Below are 24,070 nucleotides of genomic sequence, written 5' to 3'. Positions count from 1 at the left end.
ACTGTGGCTTTACCTGACAACACCGTCGAAACCGCTTGAGTCAGGTTCCTGAGGCCGCCTTGATTTCTGCCGAAGCACGCCAAGCGACAGAGACGCTGAGCCGGTCGATGTAGGCGGTCTGCTCCTGAAGGGTTCGAGCGTCGTTGCGGTAGCCGGCGGAAATCAGGTGCTCGTGGATACGGCTTGTTTCGCGAGTAAGAATCCGGTGGGCTGCGAGCAGATTGTCTTCCTGAAGCGCCAGCCCGGCGGCGACTGTCAATGCGTTTGCGGTTGCAGCGAAAGATACCCGCGCGCCATCGGTGCGGGCGCGATCAAACCGCTCCATGCTCGCGGCAGCACGGTCAAAGTGCATCATCCCGAACTGATAAACGGCAACCTGACTGAGCCAAGCCAACGTCTCGGGATGGTCGGCTCCAAGACTGCGCCCCATCAGATCCAAGGCTTCCTCATTGATGCGAAGTCCTTCGTTTTGGCGCTCGGTGTCCGGGTCAGCGGTTTTTATAAGGAGTTCCCCAAGCTCAGCGGCAACGACCGGAGTTGGAGTCTGACCGCCGATCCGCTCATCGGCGTAGAGAGATCGATAAATGGCCTCAGCCTCGACGATGCGCGGGTCGTCGGCCACGTCATTGGTAGAGTAGAACAGCGAGCGAGCCAGACGCACCCTGGCCATCTTCACGTCGTGGTGTCTGCCGGAAGCTTCACGTAGAACGACGAGCCTACGTGCGAACGGCTCAGCCTCAGCTTTGTCATCGCGGGCCATCAAAAGGTCTATTCGGCTCTCCAGCGTGTCAGGATCGGCAAGGTCCCCGTCCGTTACTCGGAGACGCACAGCTTCAGCATCGGCGGCTCGGTTCATACCCGAGTACACCCTCGCCAGGATGTAGCCCGTGGAACGTGCGTCCTCAAACCGCCCTGCCGCGAGTTCGGTCTCCAGTTCACCGCGTAGCAGCGGCTCAGCTCTTTCGTATTGGCCTGTGACAGCAAGTAGACGAGACAAGCCCTTGCGGAAGTCACTCGTCGTCGGATCCTGAGGGCCTAAACGTGCCAATGACCCCGTGTAGCCATTCTCTGCGATGCCTAGAGCCTCGGTCGTCGCATCCAGCTCCATCAGTACGGACATCAGGCGTGCCTCGATGCGTAAGGTGCTACCTTCACCGGGTCGATCGCGCTGTTCCAACGCCAAGAGTTCGCGAAGGAGCGCGGCTGCCTCAGCGGGACGGTCGGCACTCTGCAGCGAGATCGCTTGTCGCCACATCGCTTCTCGAGATCTGTCAGACTCAGTCGACGCCATGACCTGCGCTCCAAATGCGGCCGAAGCTTCCCCCGCGGCGGGCATCACGACAGCAAGAAAAATTGCGAGGCGAACCAGCGGGACCATGGGTTGGACGTTCCATGAATGAGGTGGACTGGATACCTCCGCAACCTGACGATCGTGAGCTCGTCGAAGCGCCAAGGCCAACTTCTCTTAGCCGAAGTCCACATTAGCCGAGCAAGATTCTACAGCTCTTCCGGCACAGGTCCGCCACCGGAACATGGGCCTTCTGCTCGCGCAGGATCCCGATGATCTGCTCTTCTCCGAACTTTGATCGAGGTCGCCGAGTACCCCGATGGCAAGATCGGCCTCCGCCACAAGGGCGCTAACCTGCCCTATCGTCTGTTCGACAAGAAGCTGCGCGTCAGCTAGACCGCCGTGGTGGAGAACAAGTTCTTCGGGCTGTTGCTGGCGCATATCCGGGAGGATCAGCTGAAGCGGGACGCTGTGTCCAAGCCTCGCCGCAACCTTCACCCATCGCGGGAGATCGAGGCTCGCTGATATAACCCTGGTACCGAGGCGGTGCTGCGCTCCGCTTCGCCCTCGTGTGAGCGATCAGTGAGTGACATCTTTATCTTGCCCAGCCAGTGACATCTCTAAATGGCGTGGACAGGCGAAAAGTGACAATCTGCAGGGTTGCGACACATGGTCAAGCAGGCCGGTGCCCGTGTCAGAGACACCAGTCGTATCTGTGAGAAATCCGGGCCCCCTCCAGATCGAGCATCCACCCCCTTGTCATCGGCGACGGGTCCAGCGACATCTCGCCGTCGAACAGTTCGCCGTCATCCCCAACGGGCAGCACCTCTGGCCCCGCCGCCTTGACCCCCGGCTCCTCGCCGATCGCGCCCGTGTTCCACAGGATGTCGGAGGCGATCAGAGTCGTCCCGGCCAGCCCGATCACCAGGTCGCTGGTCCCGTTCCCGCCCAGATCGACGAACAGATACGAACCGCCCGACAGATAAGCGATCCCGAACGTATCCGCCGCCCCCGTCCGCACCGCCCTCAGGTCCAGCCTGTCCGTCCCCGACACGAACCCGAAGATCCCGTCAGAGGCCGCCGCCGTCGAGTCCGAGGCGCTCAGATAGACGAAGGTATCCGCGCCCCCGTCGCCGAACATGGCGTCTGCCCCGCCGCCGCCGGTGATGGTGTCGTTGCCCGCACCCCCCGCGATCGGATCGGCCAGCGACGTCCCGACCAGAACGTCATCGACGCCCGACCCGACCAGATAGATGCCGAAGCCCCCGACGCCGTTGGGCCCCGATCCATAGGTGATGTCGGTCGCCTGCACCGTCCGGTTCGCGGCGGTGGTCAGGAACACCCCGGCCGCCGTCTCCGCATAGATGAAGCTGGATCCGTTGTCGGTCCTCAGGATCGAGATCGACGAGGCGTTCAGCAGCGTCAGGTCGAGCCTGTCCTCGCCCGAGGTGAAGTCGTACAGATTGTCGAACCCGGTCTGCTGGTTCGAATCCCCGCGCGACACATACCGGAACACATCCCGTCCGGCCCCGCCCGCGATGGCGTCGGCTCCGGCCCCGCCGGTGATCACATCGTCGCCACCGTTGCCGACCAGGGGGTCGGGCACCGCCGTGCCCTGGATCACATCGGCACCCTCGGAGCCGATCACGAACACCCCGAACCCGCCGTTGAAGACGAAGTCCCCGCCGTTCAGGCTGGCCCCTGCGACAAAGGTCTGGAACGCCCCGCCCGCCGTCTCGGCAAACACCACCGTCCCCCCACCCGCCAGCCGCGCGATCGACACCGAGCTCGGGTTCAGCGCCGTCAGGTCGATCCGGTCGATGCCGGCGACGAAGTCGGTGATGGTGTCGGAGGCGGCGGCGGTCGAGTCCGAGGCGGCCAGATAGCGGAACACGTCTGCACCTGCGCCGCCGGTCAGGGTGTCGGCACCGCCGCCGCCGATCAGAACGTCGTCTCCTACATCCCCGGCCAGGGTGTCGCTGCCCGCGCTGCCCGTCAGGGTCTCTGACGGAATGGCAACTTCAACGACCTGATCGCGAAATTGCAGACGTTCGACCCGGGTCAGGACATCGCGTCCCTCCGGACCGTCGACCGTCACCGTCCGCCCGTCGCTCGAGATCGTGACCGTATATGCGGCCCGGTCCTGGCTGAATACGACGCGGTCGAGGCCTGCTCCCCCATCCAGCGTATCGTCGCCCTGGCCCCCGTTCAGGATATCGTCGCCCGCCTGTCCGAACAGGGCGTCGGCACCGTCGCCGCCAGCCAGGACATTCGTCGCGGCGTCGCCGCGAAGGGTGTCAGCATAGACCGAGCCCACCACATTCTCGAAGCCGCTGACTGTGTTAGCGCCCAAGTCCAGCGCGACGCCGCCGACGATGGCCCCGGCCAGATCATGCCGGCGGGCCGAGAAGTTCAGAGTATCGATCCCGTCGCCGCCTCGCAGGGTGTTGCCCGAGAACACTAGGTCCACATTCCCCTGCGCCACCATCTCGAAGGTCAGCACGTCATCGCCGCCTCCCATGTCGATAGTGTTGCCGGTGATCTCCGCCCGGCCCTCGCCCGGCCGACCGTCCGGCATCCGGGGCAGGTTGCTGCCGACATAACCGCCCTGTCCGCCGCCGGGCGCGAAGGCTCCAACTTGGATGCTCAACTGGTTGGCGTCGGCAGACCCGGTAATCGTGTTGCCGGTGAAGGTTGCATAGGCGTTGCCGCCAGCTCCGCCTGCGGTCGCCGCGTCGCTTTCCTCGCGATAACCGCTGGGGCTTGTGCCGCTCTCGGCCGTGGCGGCACCGGAACCACCGCTCGCGCCCGAAGCATTCACCTGGATGTAGCTCTGGGAAAAATTGCCGGTGACGCTGTTTCCCGACACCACGGTCCGCGCGCTCCCGCCAACGCCCGCCTGGGTGTTCAGACCGGATCGCCCGGGAACCTGGCCGTTGCCGCCAGCGCCGCCAAATCCTGCGACACCGCCGCTGCCGCCCTGAGATAGGGTGTAGATGGCGACCGAGAACCGCTCGCCGCCGGTTCCTTCAAAGCGCGAATCCATCAGGCGTGCGGTGGCCTCGCCGCCGTTGCCAGCACGCCCGCCGTTGCCGCCGATGCCGCCGAAGGTCGCCGCGCCATTTACAGAGACGTTGCCGACCGCATTGCTGCCGGGTCCGCCATGGCCTCCGGCTCCGGCCCGAGCCACCACCGACACGTAGTTCTGACCCCCGACCAGGCCGCTGGCCTCAGCCAAGGCTGCGCCTGCGTTGGCTCCCGACCCCCCACTCCAGGAATAGACGTAGTCATTCTCGAAAATGCTCCCTGCTGCCATGCCGCCATACCCGCCGCGCCCGGACGTAGCGGTTAAGTTGTAGGATTCGCCGAAGGCCAGCGCCGTGCCCGTCAATCGCTGCGTTGCAGCCAACGAGATCGTCCCGTCGCCGCCGTTCGAACGTGGCGGGGTCGAACCTCCTGTTCCGCCGAAAATTCCAGAGCCAACGCCGTCCACGCCGTTCGGAGTAGTGGTGTCAAAAGTCGGCACTTGGCCCTCCCGGTTTCGCGGTTTTGAAACGAAGATTTCCGACGGAACGAAGCATGTCAATCGAGAGGACATAGCGTGGGTGTGCGGACGCCACTGGCCGCGACGTCATCGATGTGAGCTCGCAGAGAGTCTCGGTTGGGCAAATCCCGCGACAGGCTCATGAAACGAAGGTCAATCATCACCTCGACACCAATAGGGAGACCGAACCAGAGAGCTGCCACCAACCTCGTCGCAAGGGAGATTGACAGCCGCCGGAGCCGTTCTCAAAGTTCTCGTCCGTTTTGTGTCTCGTCCAGTGCGAGTTGGTCAGGAGTTTGAACGATGCCTACCATTGCCGCGAGTTTCCTCGACTCGGCACGAGTCGCCGCAATCTTCCAGAACCTGAGGAATGGTGATCCCCGGTTCTCCGGCGGTGAGTTCATCATCAGCGACGACAACGCGGGAATTACTTTCGAGGGCACGTTCGGGAGCTTCGTCAATGGCTACCCAACGTCCGGGACAATCACCTCGATGTGGTGGGTATCGTCGGCCGGGCAATCGGTTCAGGTCCGTGGCCTGAACGTCTCGGTTGCCGCCTTGTTCAGCGCGGCCAACAGCAACAATCTGGCCGCCTTCACCCAAATAGTTTTTGAAGACGCCGGCGGCTTCGTCATCACGGGCGCTTCGGACTTTGATGACGTCCTACACGGCTTCGGCGACAATGACACCTTCAACGGCCTGAACGGCAACGACACCTTTTATGGTGAGGGTGGCAACGATACCTTGAATGGAGGACTGAACGATGATCGCCTCTTTGGTGGGGCGGGCAACGACATCCTCTTGGGCTTTCCGGGGAACGACCTGCTCGATGGCGGGGATGGCGTCGACATCGTCACCTTCCAGAACATTCTGCTCGCTTATCAAGGCATCGGAGCCAACGTCTCACTTCTGATCCAGGGATCGCAGAACACCAACTTCGGCATGGACACCTTCGTGGGCGTCGAGAACGTGTACGGCACGGTCTACGCCGACACATTGCGCGGCGACAATTCGGCCAATCAGCTATGGGGCTTAGGTCGGGGCAACGATAGCTTGTTTGGAGAGGGCGGCAATGACGTCCTGATTGTTAGCCTTGAAAATGGGGTGTCGGCCGGGTCGCAGACGGTCGAGGGTGGGTCGGGAACTGACACTCTATGGTTCTCGTCTACGGGAACGGTCAGCGGCGTTGTCTTCAACCTTGAATTTCAGGGCCTGCGTCAAAACGTTCCAAACGGTTCAGTTCTTGCCACAGGGATCGAAAATATCGATGGCAGCACGGGCGGCGACACTCTTGTCGGGGATGCCAATATCAATCAATTGCGCGGTGGATCGGGGGCGGACACGATCGACGGTCGGGCCGGAGCGGACCGATTGACAGGTGACGCAGGAGCCGATGTGCTGATCGGGGGCGCGGGAGCGGATCAACTTTTCGGCGGGACGGATGCGGACATTTTCCGGTATCTTCTAACCTCGGACTCTACCGCTGTGGCATCGGACGTCATCAACGATTTCCAGGTCGGTGATCGGATCGATTTGGCCCCGCTCTCTGCCACATCGATCAGCGTCGCGCGTTTGGCCGGCGGGATCAGCGTGATCTTCGCCGAAACCCCCGGAGGCTCCTTCCAGACGCAAGCCATCGGGGCCGTCAACGGAACAGACATTCTGCATGGCGGCCTGTTCGGCGTCTACATGATCGGATCTGACCAGGCCGACATCATGGTGGGAACAGCCCGGGCCGATCCTTTAGTCGGAAATGCCGGAGACGATGTCCTGACCGGCGGCGCGGGCGCTGACGCCATCGCAGGCGGGGCGGGACGCGACGTCTACCGATATGTGTCTCGCGCGGATTCGAACCAGGATACTGGATCGGGAATTGACAATCTCTACGACTTCACGACCAGCGAGGATCGCATCGATCTCAGCCTGATAGGGGCGACATCCATCAGCGTCATCCGCACTGACAACGGGTCCAGCTTCGTCTTTGCCGAGACCCCTAGCGGAGTGTTCCTGACGACGTCTGCCGGCCGGGCGATCAATGGCAACGACTTCATCTATTCGAACGGGTTTGGCGTCTATCTGGTCGGCTCCTCCCAAAGCGAAATCCTCCAGGGCTCATCCTTGGCCGACCCTATCTCAGGCGGCGCAGGCAATGACTACATCACCGGCGGCGGTGGCGCTGACGCGATGTTCGGCGATGCCGGGTTCGACACGTTCGTCTACGCGGCGGCTTCCGATTCCACACAGGCGGCGGCAGACGGAATCTTCGGTTTCGTGTCGGGCGAGGATCGGATCGATCTGCGCGCCGTTCGCACAGGCGCGAGCGACAGCTACGGCATTGCCTACCTTTCGGGGGGATCGTTCCTGTTCGTCGATCTCGGCGGCAACGGGACAAACGACATGGTGATCGGCTTAGCCAACACCACTCTTCGGGCTAGCGACATCCTGTGGGCCCTTGGATCGCTAAGCGAAGAACCGACCGTCAAGGAGGCTGGGCCGCAAACTCTTCCCCGCGAGGACGAGGGTCTCACCGGCGTCTGGGTAAGTGAGGACGGCACGAACGGGCGCTTCGCACCGGACCTCGATGTCGCGACTGGGGCGCGCTTTGACGGTCGAGCGGACTGGTTTCTCTGACTTCCTCTCTTGCCGGTTTGGACCATTGCTGTCTCACATCTCAGAGACAGGTGTCGAGCAAGCTTCCACGGGACCGGGTACCGCCATTACGGCGAGCTTGATCTGAGCTGCGGGATTAGCTTCAATCCCGCCATGGGAAGGATGCTCGACAAGCTGCTGATAGGCGTACCCGTCCGACAGGTTCACGATGGGAAGGGGCTCAACCTTTACCCGGTGGAAGGGCATGAGGTGAGTTCGACGACCTCGTGCGAACCATCGCCAACCATGCCGGGATCGAGTACGTCGCCTTTCCTAGGCCAGCTGGTCCGCACCACTATGACGACATCCTCGTCGTGGGGTTCGACACCAGACCTCGCTACCAAAGCGGAGGCCGTCATGGCGAAAAGCACGCAGGAGACCGAACTCTACGTCGCGGTCATCTCCCACGTAATGGGACGGACCAAGTCAGATCCCATGGACGAGAAGGCGGTGTTGAAGGTCGCGAGGGCGTGGCAGGTACACGAGAAGCAAACCGTGATGATCGAGACGCCAGATGGCCAGCGATGCTGGATCATGGCTGACTTCATCGGCCGGCCCTAAAGGCTACTCGCCCTGTGGCGAGGCTTATCGATCCGTCCACGACCTTGATCATACAGAAGGTCGTCGATGGTCTCTAGGAAGGTGTCCAGGCGAAGGGGCTAGCGGGTCACGCGCCCTGCAACGTGGTGGCGACCCGTCCGACGTTGGGCCTCGGACGGGTCGCCGTTCGCGAAATACGAGCCCTTCCGCGAAGGCCCAAGTTATGCAGTCGCCTTCGGGTGGTTTCAACCACTATCGCTCGGCGACATTTTACCGGCCGGCACAAGTCTTTTAGGACCTAGGTGTCGGATAGACCTTTCGGGGCTCAGTCGAAACATCAGCAGCTTCACGTGACACCTCGGGGGACGTTCGCCCCTCCAGGCCCGCCTTTGCCATCCAACGATGGTTACGGGTGCCGTACAGGCCACCGAACACCGCCGCAATTCCGCTAAGCAGCATGGTCAGAAATCCCCAGAGAGCCAGGGTCGCGGTATTGTTTGCTGTGTTCTCGGCTTCGACACGCTCGATCGATGGGATAGCCAGTTGCCCGTCACCCAGGCGTCGATCCGGTGACAGTGCATCGCCAATCACGGTCTCACCCGCGTCGGCGCGTGAGGCTTCACCTCCAGCGACGCCAGCGGTGTTCACGGCGGCGGACCCAGCGGCGATCAGGATGGCGAGCAGGAACGCGAGGGCCCAGACACTAAGGCCATGAAGCGCACCCTTGTGGTGATCGGCATACTTGGCCGCGCGGCTCGCCAACGCGCCGCCCACGAACAGTGCGATGGAGTTGGCGATCACGGCCCAGATGCCGGCGGCGGCTGCAAAGCCTTCAGCGTCGCCACCGTCGACATCATAGGGATTGAAGGCCCCCGCTCCGAGAGCGAGTCCCAGCAGATTGAGCATGGCCCCCACGGCTACCGCTACGATTGCGCCAGCGATCACGGCCGGCCAGGACACCAGCGCGTGAAGGGGATGGGCTTGGGCGTTTCGATCAAGATAGTCGGTCATGGCTTCCCTCCAGAAACTTCAGGGCAGTTCAATCTTCAGCGGAGGCGAACGGTTCCCGAGCCGAGATTCGGCGCGGCGTGACGGCGAGCGGGGCTTGTGGTCCCGCGATTTGTACTGATCCACAGCAATGAGAACAGAAAAAGAACGACTGGCTTGCCGCGCCCGGCCGCCGGAGCCTAGATCGCCCTCGGGCCGGCAACCTGGAGAGCGACATGAACGATCGATCCCTTGCCGACATGCTGGCCGAAAAACCAGATTGCAGCCACAGTTCAATTCGCTCGTCACCCCGCCAGCGGACTTACGGGGTGGTAGAGTTGTAGGGGCTATAAGGGTCAGATGGACGCCGCCGCCCCGGTTTAGGAGACCAAGGGGCTGCCGGACCGCTCGGCCCTAGCGTTATTCTCTGAAATGGATCCAACCGAGGGTGTGCGTTGAAGTCCTCCGGCGTCGCCTCGGTAAAGGCCACAACCAACGTTCACCAACTGGGCAGCATGCTAGCGCCGATGAGGCTTGCGTTTGCCTACCGTCATTCTACGAGGTATCCCCTAAGCTCGTCGCCCATCCTTCCCTGTGCCGGCCCCGTCGTCATCGCCATGTCCCTCCAGGTCGCAGAAATCGCAGTTCCTACAAGGCGCGGCATACGTCGTTGAGCAGCTCGGACCCCCAGGAAATAAGCCTTGCAGCACTGGCTGAAATGTCGCCAGCCATGCTTTGGCGAGGCGACGACCAGGGCCGTTGTGTATATCTGAATTTAGCAATGCGCGAATTTTGGGGCCTGAAGCTTCAGGACTGCGGCAATTTCGACTGGTCCTCCAGCGTTCTACCCGAAGACCACCCGGCAGTGTTTGGGCCCCTTGGTCAGGCGATGGCAACGGTAGAGCCCTTCATCTGCGAGGGCCGGTACCGACGAGCGGATGGGGAAGTTCGGGTTTTAAGAACACGTGCCCAGCCCTATCGCGATGAACTCGGTGCCTTCGCCGGCATGGTGGGCGTGAATGAAGATATCACCGAACTTCGTGCGGTGGAGCACACACTATCCTTGCGCAACATGGAACTCGCCGCGAGTGTCGGGGCGCTCAAGTCGACAGCGGACCGGTTCGCATTGGCCAGCAGCATATCTGGTCTGGCCATGTCCGAGCATGATCAGGAATTGCGATATACTTGGGCCCACAATGTGCCCGATAGCCTGGGCAAGACGCCCAGCGAAATAGTAGGACCAGAGGTCGGACAACCGCTGGAGCGCCTGCTCCGCCGCACACTCGAAACCGGCGAAAGTCAGAACGAAGAACTGTCGTTCCTAATGGGCGAGCAGCGAATGTGGGTCGACATCCAGTCGTCCCCGACCACGCTTCCAGACGGTCAAGCGGGTGTTATCGCCAGTGCAATGGATGTAACCGCGCGCAAGCTGAACGAGTCGAAGCTCGAGGTGCTGGCAAAGGAACTCAGCCACCGGGTGAAGAATGTGTTCGCGGTAGTGCAGGCGATCATCCGTCAGTCGGCCCGGACGGTAGGGGTGCCGGACACCTTCGTGAAGGCCGTAGAAGGGCGGTTGGTGGCCCTATCAGAGGCCCAGAATGCGCTGCTGCAAATGGGAAACGACCAATTCCAGCTGGATACATTGCTGAACGGCCAGCTCTCGCATCTCGACCGAGTCGACATCTCCGGACCAGAAATCCGTTTGCCCGGCAGACTGGCACCTTATGTTTCTCTGGCGGTGCACGAGCTGGGCACAAACGCGCTGAAATACGGTAGTCTAAGCGTGCCGGGCGGGCGCGTCCTCGTCCGGTGGGAGAAGGTGGACGAACAGAACCTCCAGCTTCGCTGGGAAGAACGCGACGGTCCTTCGCCGAAAAAAGCCGAGAGCACGGCTACACGACGCGACAGTGGTTTCGGATCCAAGCTGCTTACAACGGTTTTTGACAGCGCGACTGGCGGAAGTTCTGTTTTGATGTTCGCATCAGACGGCCTGGTTTGGACCGCAACCATTCCCACTACAGTCCGCTTGACCCTATGACATTGGCAACGTTGGACGCGCCGCCAACGCGTAGCGGTGGCAGTGTGCCCGTTGCAGCACCACGCAGGAGCTTTTTTAAGCTGGTTCCTTTGGCAATGTGTACCGATTAGGGTAGTCGGAGTGCGTATGGCGTTCCGAAGGCAGATCCACGCAGGCCGTCGAGGGACGTCGTGAGTTTCGGTCAACCGGTCATGTCGCCCGTGGATTCGCTCTCTGAAGAACTTCGAGCCATTCGCGTCGTCAACGAGACGGGCGCGCTGATTACCTCCAGGCTCGAGCTCGACGTCCTCGTCCAGTCCGTCGTGGACATCGGCGTGGAACTGACGGGTGCGGAGTTCGGGGCCTTCTTCTACAACGTCATCGGGGAAGAGGGCGAAGCTCTAAGCCTCTATGCCCTATCGGGGGCGGATCGCAGCGCGTTCGCGAGCTACCCGCACCCTAGGGCCACCGCCGTGTTCTCCCCGACCTTCAACGGCGAAGGGGTGGTTCGATCCGACGATATCATGGCCGATCCGCGATATGGCCAGTCCGCGCCCTATCACGGCATGCCCGCCGGACATCTTCCCGTGCGTAGCTATCTCGCTGTGCCCGTGGTTTCACGATCCGGTGAAGTGATCGGCGGCCTGTTCTTTGGGCACGCGGACACGGGTAAATTGGTCGACTGGCATGAACGCGTAGTCGTCGGTATCGCCAACCACGCCGCCGTAGGGATCGACAACTCTCGGCTCTACGGCGCGGCGAAGGCGGAGATCAGCAGGCGGGAGACTGCCGAGGCGAAGCTGCGTGAGACCGACCGGCGTCTCAACGCGGTTCTGAACAACGCCAGTGTCGCGATCTTCCTCATGAACGACGTTCAGCACTGCGTTTACATGAACGCGGCGGCGGAACGGTTGACTGGCTTCACGCTGGCGGAAACGGCTGGACGTCCTCTGCACGATGTCATCCATCACACCCGTCCTGACGGCTCTCCATTCCTGCTCTGCGACTGCGTCATCGACCGGGCTTTCCCGGAGAACGCAGGCACCCAGGGCGAGGAGGTCTTTGTTCACAAGGATGGCCACTTCTACCCCGTCGCGTTCACGGCCAGCCCGGTTCATGATGATGAGGCCAGGGTGGTGGGCACCATCATCGAGGCGCGCGACATCACTGAGGAGAAGAAGAGTGAGGAGGCTCGAACCCTCCTTATGCGCGAGGTGGATCACCGCGCCCGTAACGTTCTTGCCATTGTTCAATCCCTGACCCAACTTACGCGCGCCGACGACTTGGACGCCTACAAGGCCGTCTTAACCGGTCGGATAAACGCGCTTGCCCGTGCCCAGACATCTCTGGCCAATCGCCGCTGGGAGGATGGCTGCCTCAAGGACATCGTTCGGGAGGAACTGGAGGCTCTGTGTCCAAAGGAGCAGGTGATATCCAGCGGACCCGCCGCTACCCTGAGCCCAGACAAGGTTCAGCCGCTCAGCATGCTGCTACACGAGCTTGCGACCAACGCGAACAAATATGGGGCCTGTAGCCAAGAGCACGGGACTGTCTCCGTGTCTTGGCAGATCAACGATGGGCGGATTGATCTTCAATGGCGAGAGATCGGAGGGCCCAGCACTACTACCCCAGAAAGGCAAGGCTTCGGATCAAAGCTGATGGCCAAGGTCGTGGGGCAACTCAACGGAACGCTCAGTCGCCATTGGGAGCCCACCGGCCTTTGCGTGGATGTCAGCTTTCCGGCTTGAATCACTGGGCTGTTGGCCACGTTTACCGGTCGAGCCGGTTCAGCCAACCTGAGTCTGATTCATCCAAGTACGCCACATGCATGCGCGTCGATCTTATCCAAGGGCAAGACGAACATCTGGCTGTAGCGGTTCCCCCCGTCGCTGGTCGTGAAGACGACAAAATCATCACCTGCGTGATTTGCCGCTTCGCGGACCAGATCGCTGAACTCGTCCAGACGATCAAGATTCCCAACGAGGGTAAAGCCATCCCCCTCCGGCTTGACCGAAAACGCTGGGCTGCCGTGGATCAACCGGTCGAGAAGCTGTCCCATGCAAGCAGAAAAACACCGATTTTTTCTCCAGTCAAGCGAGGCAGTTCGAACGACACATCGGCTCAGTGTTTGGGAAGTCGTCCTTTCAACCCGGCATTCCCCTCGATGATGGCTGCCCGACGTTCAAGATCGAGGGCGTAGTCGTCGATTTCCCTGGCGGCCAGGGGATCGAGTATGAAGGCCTTGAGGAGCCGAAGCCGGGCAGCCTCCGCACGCAGCGTGTCGGATGAAAGAGACATATCCATGGAATGCACCGGCACGCCTGCTGTTCGAGCGTGGCTGTTGGTTTCGCACAAATCCCAAAGGCGGTAGAGGCCTGAGATCGGGGGAATCGATCTCAGGCCGCTCGCCCAAGGAACTCAGGGCGTCTCGAAGAGCCAGTCGACGCATCGCATCCCGACAGTGGGTGCCAATTCGTCCGAAGCTCGTAAGCCGAGACCCGAACATGTGCACCTCCCCGTGCACAAGGCTTCAACGACAGCCCCGTCAGTGAGGTTCCGGGGAGTGGGTTGAAAGTCAATGAATATAGACGAGTGGCGACCTGGGAGAGTGCGGCCTCAAGCGTTGGGTTCAAGCAAGGGAACGGCTCCCTACGAGACGGGTTATGACACTTAACTGAAACGGAGTGTCCATATGAGTGACCACGACCGCGACCACGCGGTGAAGCTGCTGAACAGCTTGTTCGAAACTACACTCGATAGCGCGCAGGGCTACAAACATGCCGCTGACGGCGTTACCGATCCAGCGTTGAAGGCGATGTTCTCGGAACGGGCTGGCCATCGCGAAGACCTCAGCCGGACCTTGCAGAATGCAGTTCGCAGTCTGGGTGCAGAACCGGAAGACGATCAGTCCCTGCTCGGCCGCATTCACAACAAATTCGCTCAGGTCCGTGGGGAGATCATGGGCCGGGACGACAAGGGTGTCGTCGACGAGGTCGAGCGGGGCGAAGACGTCGTCAAGGGCAAATTCGAATTTGCTAAGGAAGACGAGAGCCTTCCGTCTTCCGTGTTGGACCTCATCGAGTCGGGGTACAGCCGCATCAAGAGCGATCATGACTCGGTCAGCCAGCTAAAGCATTCGATGCACTGATCGGATGAACTCAGCACTTTGATAGATGTGATGCAGGTTCGCGTCGGCACCTTTGATCCTCCTCCCAGGCGTCGACTGCGGCCCGGACACTCCGCCCCCCCTTTGAGGCCGGGTGGCTATCCCCTCCGGGAGCCGGCTGCACTCACGCCGAGCATACGGCGATTCAGTATGACCGAATGCATCTTTATCCTCGCTTACCCTTGTCAGCCCGACCGCAATGCCCTGGATGCCCGACGGTCTCGCTGATGACGCGCTGTGGAGGCTGGCGAGCAGTTCCACCCGCCGGGTCACTGCATGCGGGATCCGCAGCAGTAAACTGGCTGGCGGGGAGACTCCCACGGCGCTGGTGTGCCGTGACGATAAGCGCATCCGATTACCGCCGTTGGAGACCCGTGCCGTGCCTGCGATTAGGGGCAGGTGCCGGTTAGCGAACTCACGCTTGAACCTGTAGCCTCCGTCTCCGAGATCGATGCGTTGAATATCGAGTAGTGAAGAGCCCTTCGCAATCTCATGGAGCAAAGCGATGGCTGGAGACAGATTGGCAAATCTGTCGTCATAGACCGGAAACCAGTAATGGAGAGTGGCGTCGCCCAGCAATCCAAAGTGCCCGGCCGCAAGTGCTCCGTCGATCCATAGAGTGGACAGTAACCCACGGGTACCCCCAGGCGTGGTCGGCATGGTCAAAAAAAGACGGTCTATCAAGGCACGCGTCAACCGGGCGCCGAAGATGTCGATCTGGCGGGTGCGGCGATATTGCTTGCGCTTCATCGCCAAGACCAGCTCCAAACTAGCCGGGTCGCGATCGTCGAGGCGGATCTCAACGTTGCAATCCCGGAGTTTTCGTCCCGCCGTTCGAAGGTTCTGACGGGCCTGGGAGGCGCCTTTTTCGCGTTAGCTGCGTAGGCCGCTTCGTGCAACATCAGCGCGGCCAATAGCTGCTCCTACTTCGTCAGGTCGCTCATGACGTCTCCGCTCTGACCGCTCCTCACCAGTTCACCGCCGCCTGACGGCCCACTCTGCATAGACATGAGACCCGCAAGCACTCCCAGCCTCTACAGACCGATATCCGCACCCCGCCCAAGCACCAGCCGCGCCACGCCGTTCTCGCCGCCGTGGAGTTCGACCTCCTTGCCGGCCTTGGGCAGCGCAGCCCCGGCGCCCAGCCGGGCGTAATGTTCGACCCCGCCCTTGTCCTTGACGATGACCCAGGGCGAGGCCCCGGCCTCATCATGCGCGCCCGCGCGAACGACCCGCCCGGCGACTCTCCCCTTCCCCAGCGCTCTGACCTCCTTGGCACCTTCGAGCCGCCGCTGGTTCAGCGTCCGGATGACGTCACGGCGGACCTGGAGCGTCCTCAGCTTGAGCTCCATCTCGCCGTCGAGCCGGTAGCGTCGGCCTGACCTCACCGCCAGCCCGAGCCCTTCCAGATGACGGAGCCTGCCTCGGGTCAACGCCGCCCAGGCGTCGCTCGCCCCAACCCCGTCATCGACCATCCCGCCGGCGTCGACGGCGGCCAGCAGCCGCTTGTCGAACCCCGTAAGCCGATCCGCCTGGGTCTCTTTCCAGATCCGCCTCTCGGCATCGACCCGCGACAGATCGCCCAGCCGCTCCTGCGCCACTTCCTGGGCCCGGGCCCGGAAGCCGTAGCCGATGTAGTCGCGAGGGATCACGAGATCGCGCCCATCGCCGCGCCTGCCCCGGATGAGCACATGGGCGTGGGGCTGATCGGTATCGTAGTGACAGGTCGCGATCCATTTCAGGGCAGGCTCCCCAAGGTCCGCGCCGACGCGGGACATGACCTCCCGGACATAGCCCTTCAGATCGTCGATCCGGTCGCCGTGCTCGGGCGAAATGATGAAGCGGAAATGATGGCGGTCGTCGCTCCAGCCGCTCGTCTCGGCGACGGGCGACAGAGCGTCGCCTTCGCGATCGAAGAACTCCGGACGGGCACCCTCGACGCCCGCGCCGGTCCGGCCGAGATAGGACACATGCATGGCCAGAGCCGCCGCCCGATCCGCGCCCTTGCCCACATGCCGCGAGACCAGGGCCTTGACGATCACGCGTTGACGGACGTCGAGCCGGAAGGCGCGACCGGACCGGTTCTGCGCCGCCCTGAGCACCCCTGAACGATCGCCCAGCGCGAAGACGCGCGAACTCGCTAGCCGCTTCATCAGGCCGTTCTTGACGCTCATCCGCTCGGTTTTCAGCCGCAGCGGAAGGCCGACATGGACCGCATCGGTCCGACCCCCGGCACCGGCCGAAACCCGGTCTTCGATGGCCTCACGGATCAGCATCGCCTCACCTCCACGGGCTGGCCAGAACACCGAACCAGGACAACTCATTCCAAGTCATCCAGGACCAGAATTGGGCCGAGTAACATGCTGACAAGATACGAGAAAAGGGAACCGTCCCAAACCCCCTTTTATCTTGCCCTAAGTCCTTTTTCCCGGATTTCCAGATATCCTCATCAATGCCGATCAGAGGTCAGCAAAGGCACGCAAATCTCCGCCGACGGTGTCGTCTGAAGCGTAGTGCGGCCGTCGGATCGCCAAGTAGACCGCAGACGACAGAGAAAAACCCGCCCGGCCGAAGCCGAGCGGGTCGTTGATCTCAGTCGTGATGCTTCAGGCCGCGCGCGCCTTGATGGAGACGTGCCGCAGCCCGGACTCCATCGCCTTCTGTCCAAGGTTGAGCGCGGGTCCGAATGGGCGCGGGTCTTCTCTCATCCCGACCACCGAATGGACCAGGGTCAAGCAGACTTCCGGCTCGAGCGCGATCAGCTCGTCGTTCGCCCGGAAGGGAGCGGCCTTGCCGTGCGTATCGAAATCCGCCCGGGCGAGGATCAGCTTCACCCCCTTCTGCTGGGCCCATTTGATTGCGAGCTTCTCGGATCCCTTCGCCCCCGTCGTCGCCAGAGCCATGTCTGGCCATTCCTGTTTCGCCCAGTTCAGGGCGTCGAAGATCCGACCCGCATCCTCCGAAGTGTCGGCCGAGGGCGCGCCCCGGAAGGCGATGACCGGACCGCCCGGATCCGCTTCTCCAGACTTCCGCTGCTTGATCGCCCGGATCGCCTGTTTGGCTTCCAGCTGGGCCGCCGTCAGATGCGTGCCGCGCCGCGATCCCCGCCAGGCCGTCCAGACCTCCCCGGTCGCGACCGTCCAGGTTTCCGAGGCCGCGTCCCGGATGAGTTCGCAGGCCTGCGTCGCTGCATCGCCCGCCCTCGCCTTGGCCGTGGCTTCCTGAAGCTCGGTGTCGGCCGCCTCCGATCCGTCGAAGTCGCGGTCGAGCGATCGCACCGTGTCGCGCGCCCTGTCCGCATCTCTCTCGATCCGCCCGGCCGCCGAATGGAAGGCGCCGATCAGGGCCTCCCCGATGATCGTCTGATAGTCCTCCAGCGCCGTGTCCGAGATCACATCCACCAGCTCGGTCATGAGCGCGCGCCCGAGCTGGACCAGCGCCGCCTCGGTCGGATGCGGACGCGGGTCTCCAAGAGAGGCGGACAGGTCATCGAAGGCGGAGTCGGACTTCGGGCTGAAGGCGGAGGAAGAAGTGTTGAAGCGGGTCATTGGAACATTCCTTGAGAATGTCGAGCGCCCCATGCGCAACGACCCCGGTCTTGGCCATATCGGGGTCCCCGGCAGTCACCGGAGCGGGCGGCCGCTTAGCCGACCGTGGAGGGGAACGGCGCAGCCGTTGACTTCCGGGGTGATATGACAAGATCGGAGGGCGTTGTGTGGGGGCAAGTCCTCGCCCTCCTTCAGGGCGAGGACCCCGTTCGGCGCCGTCGCGCCGATGCGAAAGACAAGACAACGCTCTTCCCGTCCGTCGACGGCGGCGAGCCGACGGCGCTACGCCGTCGCGGACATCGTCCCGCGCCGCAGGCAGTCCTGCGCCTCACGCTGGCGGCGCCAGGCTTGGAATCAATACCGCCTTTCAACACCGGAGCCTGAGGATGGAGAAGATCACCGTCGCCGTGTTGCGAACCGAGGGCGGTTGGCGCGTCATGAAAGACGATCGGCAGATCGGCGAATATGACTGCCGCGTGGACGCCGAGGACGCCGGGCTGAAGTTGACCCGCCAGATCCATCTGGCCGGGCTCGAGGTCGAACTGCTCGTCCAGGAGAACGGATCCTGGGAGGTGACGCCCCTGGCCGGATGGGCGACCGTCCACTAGGGCCGGGACCGTTGACGGTCTCGATCAGCCAAACCCCGGTTCGCTCCAGCCGGCCGGTCTCCAGCCGCTGAGAAAGGCTTCCATGGCGACCCGGACGGGACCGCTGATGTCGCGGTCTCCCGCCTCCATCGCATGGATGCGCGCCTCGATTTTTTCAGGCGTCCCGGCCAGCCGCAGCGCCCGTCCGGTCGTCAGGGCGTCCCATCCGAGGATTTGACGGGCCATCTTCAGTTCAGCGGCCGGAGCTGCCATGCGGACCTCATGTGGCAAGGGGATCGGTTAAGAGACCGCGCGGTTCGCGATCCGAGCAATGCGGAAACGGCGACCTCGTCGAGGCCGCCGTTATAGTCCATCGGAGCTGTCTGCCGCCAGCGCGTGTCGATCGTCAGTCGAGCCTGGCAAGGCGTTCGAGACCGCGCGCCGGGTCCCGGGCCGGCCGGTAGGCGACGTGCGCGTGCGGACCACAGAACGCTCCGCGTTCGACCGGTCGACCACAGACACTCAGGTCGGGTGCCCCCGGTGCATCCATCGGCCAGCGACATTGAAAACGGCGGACCGAGAGCAGCGTCGCCAGCCCGGGCTGGGCGGCCGGAGGCGGCGGCGGCGCGACTGACGGGATGTCGAGCGCGCGGATCGGCCGGGCCTTCACCGCCTTGACGCCGGCAGGCGGGGCCAGGACGGATCGGCGGGACCGGCTGTTCGACAGACCCAACCGGTTCACCTTGCCCAGGACGGCGCTGCGGGAGATCCCGTGCCCCAGGTCGCGCGCGACCTGATCGGCGGTCTTGCCCTCGCGCCAAAGGGTCTTCAATCGATCTATGCGGTCTTCGGTCCAACCAGAGGCGGTCATGGCAGGATCTCCTTGAGCCAACGAGCCCCATCGGCTCGCCTCGCTCCGCCCTCGCTTTCCCCTCCGGTCCGGACGAGAATCGGCCCGGCGCGTGCGCGCCGGGCCGTCCTGGAACCTCCCGTGATCAGAACGGGATATCGTCGTTGAGGTCGTAGCCGCCACTCTGTTCCTGCACGCCGGCGTCGATCTGGCTGTCCTCCCGGCCGACACGGTCGCGCCGGTTCTTCAACCGGATGTCTCCAACGATCAGCCGCAGGTCGTAGTGCTCCACGCCGTCCTTGCCCGTCCAGGTGTCGTTCTCGACATGGCCCTGGATGACGACGCGGCTGCCCTTCCTGGCGAACGGCTCGATGTAATTCTCGGTCGTCGCCTCATTGAAGCAGATGCAGTTGAAGCCCGTGGTCCGTTCGCCCGGCGTGCCGTCGGCCTTGCGGTAGCGGGTGGTCTCCAGCACGCGGAAGCTCGCGCGTTTCTTGCTGGAGCCCTGGGCCGACAGGATCGAGGGATCGGCGGCCATATAGCCTTCGAGGGTCAGGGTTTGCATGGTTATTCGACACCCTCGAACGACAGGGAGCGGGCCACGTAAAGACCGAGCGCCTTGAGCTCACGGGCCACCAGCTCCATGGCCGCGACCCCTCCCCGATCCATGGCTTCCAGGAAGTCGGGCCGGGACATGAACGGCGCCTCGGGCCCGCCCCAGAGACCGAGCCGGGCCGCGTAGGCGAGATTCTCGGCCGTCGTCGCCCCCGTGGCGGAGACGTAGAGAATCCGCGCATCGGGCAGGCGGTTCTGCAGCGCAAGTCCGGCCATCCCCTGCTGGGACGCCTTCTTGGTGCCGCGCGCGCCCTTGCCGCCGCCGGCGGCGTTAGCCATGGCGTGGGCTTCGTCGAAGGCGATGACGCCGTCGAAATCCTCGCCCAGCCACGTGACGATCTGGTCGAGGCGCGATTGCCGCCCACCCCGCGCCGCCTGACGCAGGGTAGCGTAGGTGGTAAACAGGATCCCGCGGTCGAGGCGGACGGCGTCACCCTGTTTCCAGCTCGAGAGCGGCACGATGTCGTGAGCGCCGCCGCCGATCGCGGCCCAGTCGCGCCGGGCGTCCTCCAGCAGGGCGTCGTTGCGGGACAGCCAGAGGGCCCTGACCCGGCCTTGCGCCATGTTGTCGACGACGACGGCCGCGATCTGGCGGCCCTTGCCGCAGCCGGTGCCGTCGCCGAGGAAGAAGCCGCGACGCCGCGAGACCGCGTTTTCCGCGTCCTCCCGAACGAGGGTCATCTCGTGGGGCGCCTCCCCGAGGCGCCACCGGCCCGGCAGAACCGCGCCGTGCGCTTCGCCGGCATAGATGACCGTCTCGGTCTGGGCGTCGGAAATCCGGCCCTCGTCTCGCAACGCCGGCGGCAGAACAGGCCGGTATGTCGGCGCCGGCGGCGCGACCGAGGCCATGGGCCCGGACTCGACAAGAGGAGATGGGTGCGGCCGGGGGTCCGGAAGGTCGATGCGCGCCAGGGCGTGGGCCTGATAGAGGCCGACGTCGCGCCCCTCCCCGGTCCAGTCCCGCGCCGCATAAGCCAAGGGCATCGCGCCGTTCAGAAAGGCGGGCCGACCGGACGGCAGGGCCAGGCCGCGTCCGCGCGGCGCGAGGACGGCGGCGGCGTCGAGCACCACACGCACCCTCGGTCGGGCGGTGGCCCGCCCGGGCAAGCTCGCGACCAGGCGGGCGACCGCCGCCAGATCCTCGGGCCGATGAAGCAGACCGTCCCATCGGGTGTCCTCGCCCCGATCCATGACCAGAAGGCCGGTTTCGACCGAGGTGCCGTGCCGGGCAAAGGCGCGGGCGGGAAAGGCCACGGCGGCCGTCATGGCGCCGTGGCGCTCGAGGCCGTGCCGCAGACCGCGGTCGGCCAAGGCGGTGAGCGGCACGATGGCCGCCATCCGGCCGCCGTCGGCGAGGACCTTCAGGGCCGCGACCAGATGGGCCTGCAGATCGGAGAAGGGCGGATTGCACAGCGCCACGTCGAAGGTGCCCGAGGACGGCAGCAGATCGTGAAGACGGCGACCGTCGTGACGGGTCCGCGCCGCCTTCGGGAACAGCCCGTCGAGCAAGGCCGCGCGCGTCGGTGCGATCTCGTTGAGCGACAGCACACCGCCGCAGGCCTCCGCCACCGCGCCGATCAGTCCGGTTCCCGCCGAAGGCTCCAGGACGGCATCCTGCGGCCGCACCTGGGCGGCGAGGACGGCGAGCGCCGCCAGTTCGGGCGGGGTCGAGAACTGCTCCAGGGCGACCTGTTCCTCGCTTCGCCGAGAGTGGGGCAGCCCCAGGACGGAGACGCCGGCCAGCACGGCGACGATCTCGGCCGGCGCGTCCTCCAGCCGGGCGATCTGCGGCGCGAGCCTGCGGATCTGATGCACGGTCGCCGCCTCGATCGCGTCATAGGCGTCGCGCCAGGCCCATCCGCCCTCGGCGTCCGAAGCGCCGAAGGCGGTGGTCATCACATCGGCGACCAGACGGCGGTCGAGCGCGCGGGATCGGGCCAGATGGGTCGCCAGCGCCCGGGCGGCCGCCAGGATGTTGGCGGGCGCGTCGATCGGCGCAGCGTCGGCGAAGAGGGACAGGGTGGGGGTCGAGGGCATGAGAAAGACTCCGGTCGCCTGGAGCGGAGGGCGCCTCCCTCTCGGTCCTCCAGGCTCGCGTCGCCCCGCCCTTCCTCCGGCCTTCCCGACACGGTCGCGACGGCCGAATGACGACGCCGCCCCGGCGAGGACCAGGGCGGCGTGCGCAGATCACCGGACGATCAGGCGGCGTGAGGTTCGAGCGCCGCCTCTCCGGCAGGCGTGACCGCGAAGGCGCCGACCCCGTCGTCCTCCGACCAGTCGTCCGCAACCTCGGCGCCGTCCTTTTCATCCGGACCGTCGGGCGTTATGCCGGCCTCATCGCCGGGGGCGGCCGCGAACGACAGGCTTGCCGGCGCCCAGGTCCGGGACGCCGCCTGTTCCGCCACCCAATCGACCAGTTCGGTCTTCCTGAGCGACTTCGCGCGTTCGTCCCCGGCGCCCATCGTCTCCAGCATCCCAAGCAACAGCCCCTTGGAATGGGGCTGCAGGAAGGGCGCATCGGGCGTCCAGTGCAGGGTGATGTCGGCAGCGCAGAGCGCCGCCAGCTCCGTCGCCTCGGACCGCGCGGCGCCGCGGATCAGGGAGGTCCGTTCCTCCCGGACGTCGAGACTGATCGCGGTCAGCTCCGCCAGCAGTCCCATCTTCTCGCCGTGCGGCAGGCCATGGATCCAGCCGATGACGGTGTCGCCGGAGGCCTCGAAGGCGGCCCGGCGGTCGTCGAGCCTCCGGCGGACCTCGCCGTCCAGGCTCTCGATCACCCGCCCTCCCGCCGGATTGAAGCCGGTTGCGAGGATGGCCAGGGCGGAGTCCGAGCGCGCGATCCGCGTGCGCAGCACCAGGACCGTGAAGAGTCGGGCGATCAGGGCGGTCAGGGCCGCGCCGGGGTCGTCGGCGAGCGCGCGGATGAGACCTCGCGTGGCGACGTCGGTGCGCACGCCGTGAAGGGCGTGGTTGACCCCGTCCGTGTCGGGATCGGCCGCTTCGACAGCGGGCGCGACATAGGCCGGCGGCGCGGAGAGGCGCAGCGTAGCCCCTTCGTCTTCAGGTCCGACCTCGGGCTCCGGTTCCTCTGGCGTGTAGCAGCGGATATCCACCCCCGTGCCGGAGGCCGGCCAAAGAACCATTGTGGTGACGCCCCGGCCTCCGCATCCGGTCTGGTCGGCGGCGATCCGCGCATGGATCATGTCGACAATGGCCAGATCGGCGACGTCGGGCGTGGCGGTCGCTTGCAGAGCCAGACGCACCGCCTCGGCCCGGTCGTTGTAGACTTCGCGCTGGGCGCGGTAGCGCGACATCTCCTCGGGAGGCAGCGACCCGCCGTAGACATAGCCGAGCGCCTCCAGGTCCTCGGGCAGGTCGGGCTCCGGCCCGGCCGTCACATGGACGACCATCCCCTCGGCTTCGAATACGGCCGCGATGCCGCGGGCGCGGGCCAGCCACAGACCGGTCAGGATGTCCGGATCGAGCAGAACCGGGGCCAGTTCGCCGAACAGGTCGGCCTCGGTGCGCCCGCCTGCGGTTCCGTAGGACCCAGGATCGACTAGGGCACAGCGACGATCGCGGGTCGTCACCCGGCTGTCATCGAGCTTCTCGATGATCCGCCAGTCCTGGAAGCCGCGGCCTTCCATCGCCGCTTCAGCCATCGCCTCCTGCTCGGCCTTGTCCGGCAGGCGCGCCAGAAGCCTCGCCTGCTTCAGCGTCATCTTCCCGGACTTCAGGGCGCCCAGAGCGGCGGACGGAAGCCCGGCCAGGGCGGCCAGGCGCTTGATCTCGACCTCCGCATACCCCAGGGCCGTCGCGATGACGGGGATGGTCAGCTTCGACTTCAGCATCCGGCCGATGGCGGCGATGACGTCGGCGACATGGACCGGAACGGCGGTGTTGGTCAAAAGGACGGCCGCCGCCTGGCGGGCGGGGTCGGTTTCGACATAGACCTCGACCGGATAGTCGTCGTCGATCTCTCCGGCTTCCAGCAGTAAACCGAACGCCAGGCACCGGCGGCGACCGTCCAGCGCCATCCAGGGATCTTCCTTCTTGCCGCGGCCGGGTCGCACGGTCAGGCGCTGCAGCTGGCCGGCCGCGCGCAGGGTCGCAGCCAGGTTGGGAATGTCCTCATCCGGCGGTTCGCCATGGCGCAGGTTTTCGTGCGCGATGCCGAGGTCGCCGAGGCGGATCGTGCGTTCGTCGCGTTGGACGATAGCCACTGGACGAGAGGCGGGGGTGATGACGGGAACGAGATCGGTCATGAGGGAACTCCTGC

At 64.4% G+C, this 24,070-nt stretch carries 18 protein-coding genes and 1 pseudogene; 6 read left to right on the top strand and 13 right to left on the bottom strand.

What is annotated here, in order from left to right:
* Positions 1-40: 40 nt before the first annotated feature.
* Together O5K39_RS10485 and O5K39_RS10480 are read right to left on the bottom strand one after the other, a co-directional pair.
* On the bottom strand, positions 41-1,291 hold the full coding sequence (locus O5K39_RS10485) for a hypothetical protein (RefSeq protein WP_271143575.1): 1,251 nt from the start codon (positions 1,289-1,291) through the stop codon (positions 41-43).
* 691 nt (positions 1,292-1,982) lie between these two features.
* On the bottom strand, positions 1,983-4,604 hold the full coding sequence (locus tag O5K39_RS10480) for a calcium-binding protein (RefSeq protein ID WP_271143574.1): 2,622 nt from the start codon (positions 4,602-4,604) through the stop codon (positions 1,983-1,985).
* A gap of 531 nt (positions 4,605-5,135) precedes the next feature.
* Here O5K39_RS10480 and O5K39_RS10475 point away from each other — a divergent pair.
* Positions 5,136-7,463 carry a calcium-binding protein gene (locus O5K39_RS10475; RefSeq protein ID WP_271143573.1) on the top strand — a complete coding sequence of 776 codons (2,328 nt, stop codon included), beginning with the start codon at positions 5,136-5,138 and terminating at the stop codon, positions 7,461-7,463.
* 375 nt (positions 7,464-7,838) lie between these two features.
* Positions 7,839-8,042, top strand: coding sequence for a hypothetical protein (locus O5K39_RS10470; protein ID WP_271143572.1), 204 nt, complete (start codon positions 7,839-7,841; stop codon positions 8,040-8,042).
* Between the two features lie 270 nt (positions 8,043-8,312).
* Here O5K39_RS10470 and O5K39_RS10465 read toward each other — a convergent pair whose 3' ends face one another.
* Positions 8,313-9,032 (bottom strand): hypothetical protein, encoded by a 720-nt coding sequence (locus tag O5K39_RS10465; protein ID WP_271143571.1) that lies wholly within the window; start codon positions 9,030-9,032, stop codon positions 8,313-8,315.
* Between the two features lie 646 nt (positions 9,033-9,678).
* Here O5K39_RS10465 and O5K39_RS10460 point away from each other — a divergent pair.
* Entirely contained in the window at positions 9,679-11,046 is a 1,368-nt protein-coding gene (locus O5K39_RS10460; protein ID WP_271143570.1) for a PAS domain-containing protein, read from the top strand.
* 170 nt (positions 11,047-11,216) lie between these two features.
* Positions 11,217-12,773, top strand: a complete 1,557-nt coding sequence (locus O5K39_RS10455) for an HWE histidine kinase domain-containing protein (protein WP_271143569.1) — start codon at positions 11,217-11,219, stop codon at positions 12,771-12,773.
* Positions 12,774-12,832: 59 nt separating this feature from the next.
* Here the strand turns inward: O5K39_RS10455 and O5K39_RS10450 are convergent, their stop codons facing one another.
* Together O5K39_RS10450 and O5K39_RS10445 are read right to left on the bottom strand one after the other, a co-directional pair.
* A complete protein-coding gene (locus tag O5K39_RS10450; protein WP_271143568.1) occupies positions 12,833-13,084 on the bottom strand; it encodes a hypothetical protein in 252 nt (83 codons plus the stop codon).
* Positions 13,085-13,146: 62 nt separating this feature from the next.
* On the bottom strand, positions 13,147-13,329 hold the full coding sequence (locus tag O5K39_RS10445) for a hypothetical protein (RefSeq protein WP_271143567.1): 183 nt from the start codon (positions 13,327-13,329) through the stop codon (positions 13,147-13,149).
* A 388-nt stretch (positions 13,330-13,717) separates the two neighbouring features.
* On the opposite strand from O5K39_RS10445, the gene O5K39_RS10440 reads away from it, so the two are divergent.
* A complete protein-coding gene (locus O5K39_RS10440; protein ID WP_271143566.1) occupies positions 13,718-14,173 on the top strand; it encodes a PA2169 family four-helix-bundle protein in 456 nt (151 codons plus the stop codon).
* Here O5K39_RS10440 and O5K39_RS10435 read toward each other — a convergent pair.
* The 3 genes and pseudogenes from O5K39_RS10435 to O5K39_RS10425 form a co-directional block, all read right to left on the bottom strand.
* A pseudogene (locus O5K39_RS10435) lies at positions 14,153-15,034 on the bottom strand (GNAT family N-acetyltransferase); the annotation flags it as partial. The gene O5K39_RS10440 and the pseudogene O5K39_RS10435 overlap by 21 nt on opposite strands.
* 191 nt (positions 15,035-15,225) lie before the next feature.
* Positions 15,226-16,467: a DUF3363 domain-containing protein gene (locus O5K39_RS10430; RefSeq protein ID WP_271143565.1), complete on the bottom strand. Its 1,242-nt coding sequence runs from the start codon at positions 16,465-16,467 to the stop codon at positions 15,226-15,228.
* 330 nt (positions 16,468-16,797) lie between these two features.
* The gene (locus tag O5K39_RS10425) at positions 16,798-17,739 is read right to left on the bottom strand and encodes a DUF2493 domain-containing protein (protein ID WP_271143564.1); all 942 of its coding nucleotides are present in this window, start codon (positions 17,737-17,739) and stop codon (positions 16,798-16,800) included.
* A gap of 386 nt (positions 17,740-18,125) precedes the next feature.
* Here O5K39_RS10425 and O5K39_RS10420 point away from each other — a divergent pair, with 386 nt between their 5' ends.
* Positions 18,126-18,347 (top strand): hypothetical protein, encoded by a 222-nt coding sequence (locus O5K39_RS10420; RefSeq protein ID WP_271143563.1) that lies wholly within the window; start codon positions 18,126-18,128, stop codon positions 18,345-18,347.
* Between the two features lie 24 nt (positions 18,348-18,371).
* Here O5K39_RS10420 and O5K39_RS10415 read toward each other — a convergent pair whose 3' ends face one another.
* The 5 genes from O5K39_RS10415 to O5K39_RS10395 form a co-directional block, all read right to left on the bottom strand.
* Complete coding sequence (locus tag O5K39_RS10415; RefSeq protein WP_271143562.1) at positions 18,372-18,572, bottom strand: hypothetical protein; 201 nt, start codon at positions 18,570-18,572, stop codon at positions 18,372-18,374.
* Positions 18,573-18,732: 160 nt separating this feature from the next.
* Positions 18,733-19,197: a GcrA family cell cycle regulator gene (locus O5K39_RS10410; protein ID WP_271143561.1), complete on the bottom strand. Its 465-nt coding sequence runs from the start codon at positions 19,195-19,197 to the stop codon at positions 18,733-18,735.
* A 124-nt stretch (positions 19,198-19,321) separates the two neighbouring features.
* Positions 19,322-19,741: a single-stranded DNA-binding protein gene (locus tag O5K39_RS10405; RefSeq protein WP_271143560.1), complete on the bottom strand. Its 420-nt coding sequence runs from the start codon at positions 19,739-19,741 to the stop codon at positions 19,322-19,324.
* A 2-nt stretch (positions 19,742-19,743) separates the two neighbouring features.
* Positions 19,744-21,828 carry a strawberry notch-like NTP hydrolase domain-containing protein gene (locus O5K39_RS10400; protein ID WP_271143559.1) on the bottom strand — a complete coding sequence of 695 codons (2,085 nt, stop codon included), beginning with the start codon at positions 21,826-21,828 and terminating at the stop codon, positions 19,744-19,746.
* 161 nt (positions 21,829-21,989) lie between these two features.
* Positions 21,990-24,056: a chromosome partitioning protein ParB gene (locus tag O5K39_RS10395; RefSeq protein ID WP_271143558.1), complete on the bottom strand. Its 2,067-nt coding sequence runs from the start codon at positions 24,054-24,056 to the stop codon at positions 21,990-21,992.
* Positions 24,057-24,070: the final 14 nt, after the last annotated feature.

Origin of the sequence: Brevundimonas sp. NIBR10 (assembly GCF_027912515.1) — a bacterium.
Classification (GTDB): Bacteria; Pseudomonadota; Alphaproteobacteria; order Caulobacterales; family Caulobacteraceae; genus Brevundimonas.
Note: the sequence above shows the minus strand (reverse complement) of the source record. Positions and strands in the feature narration are given on the sequence as shown.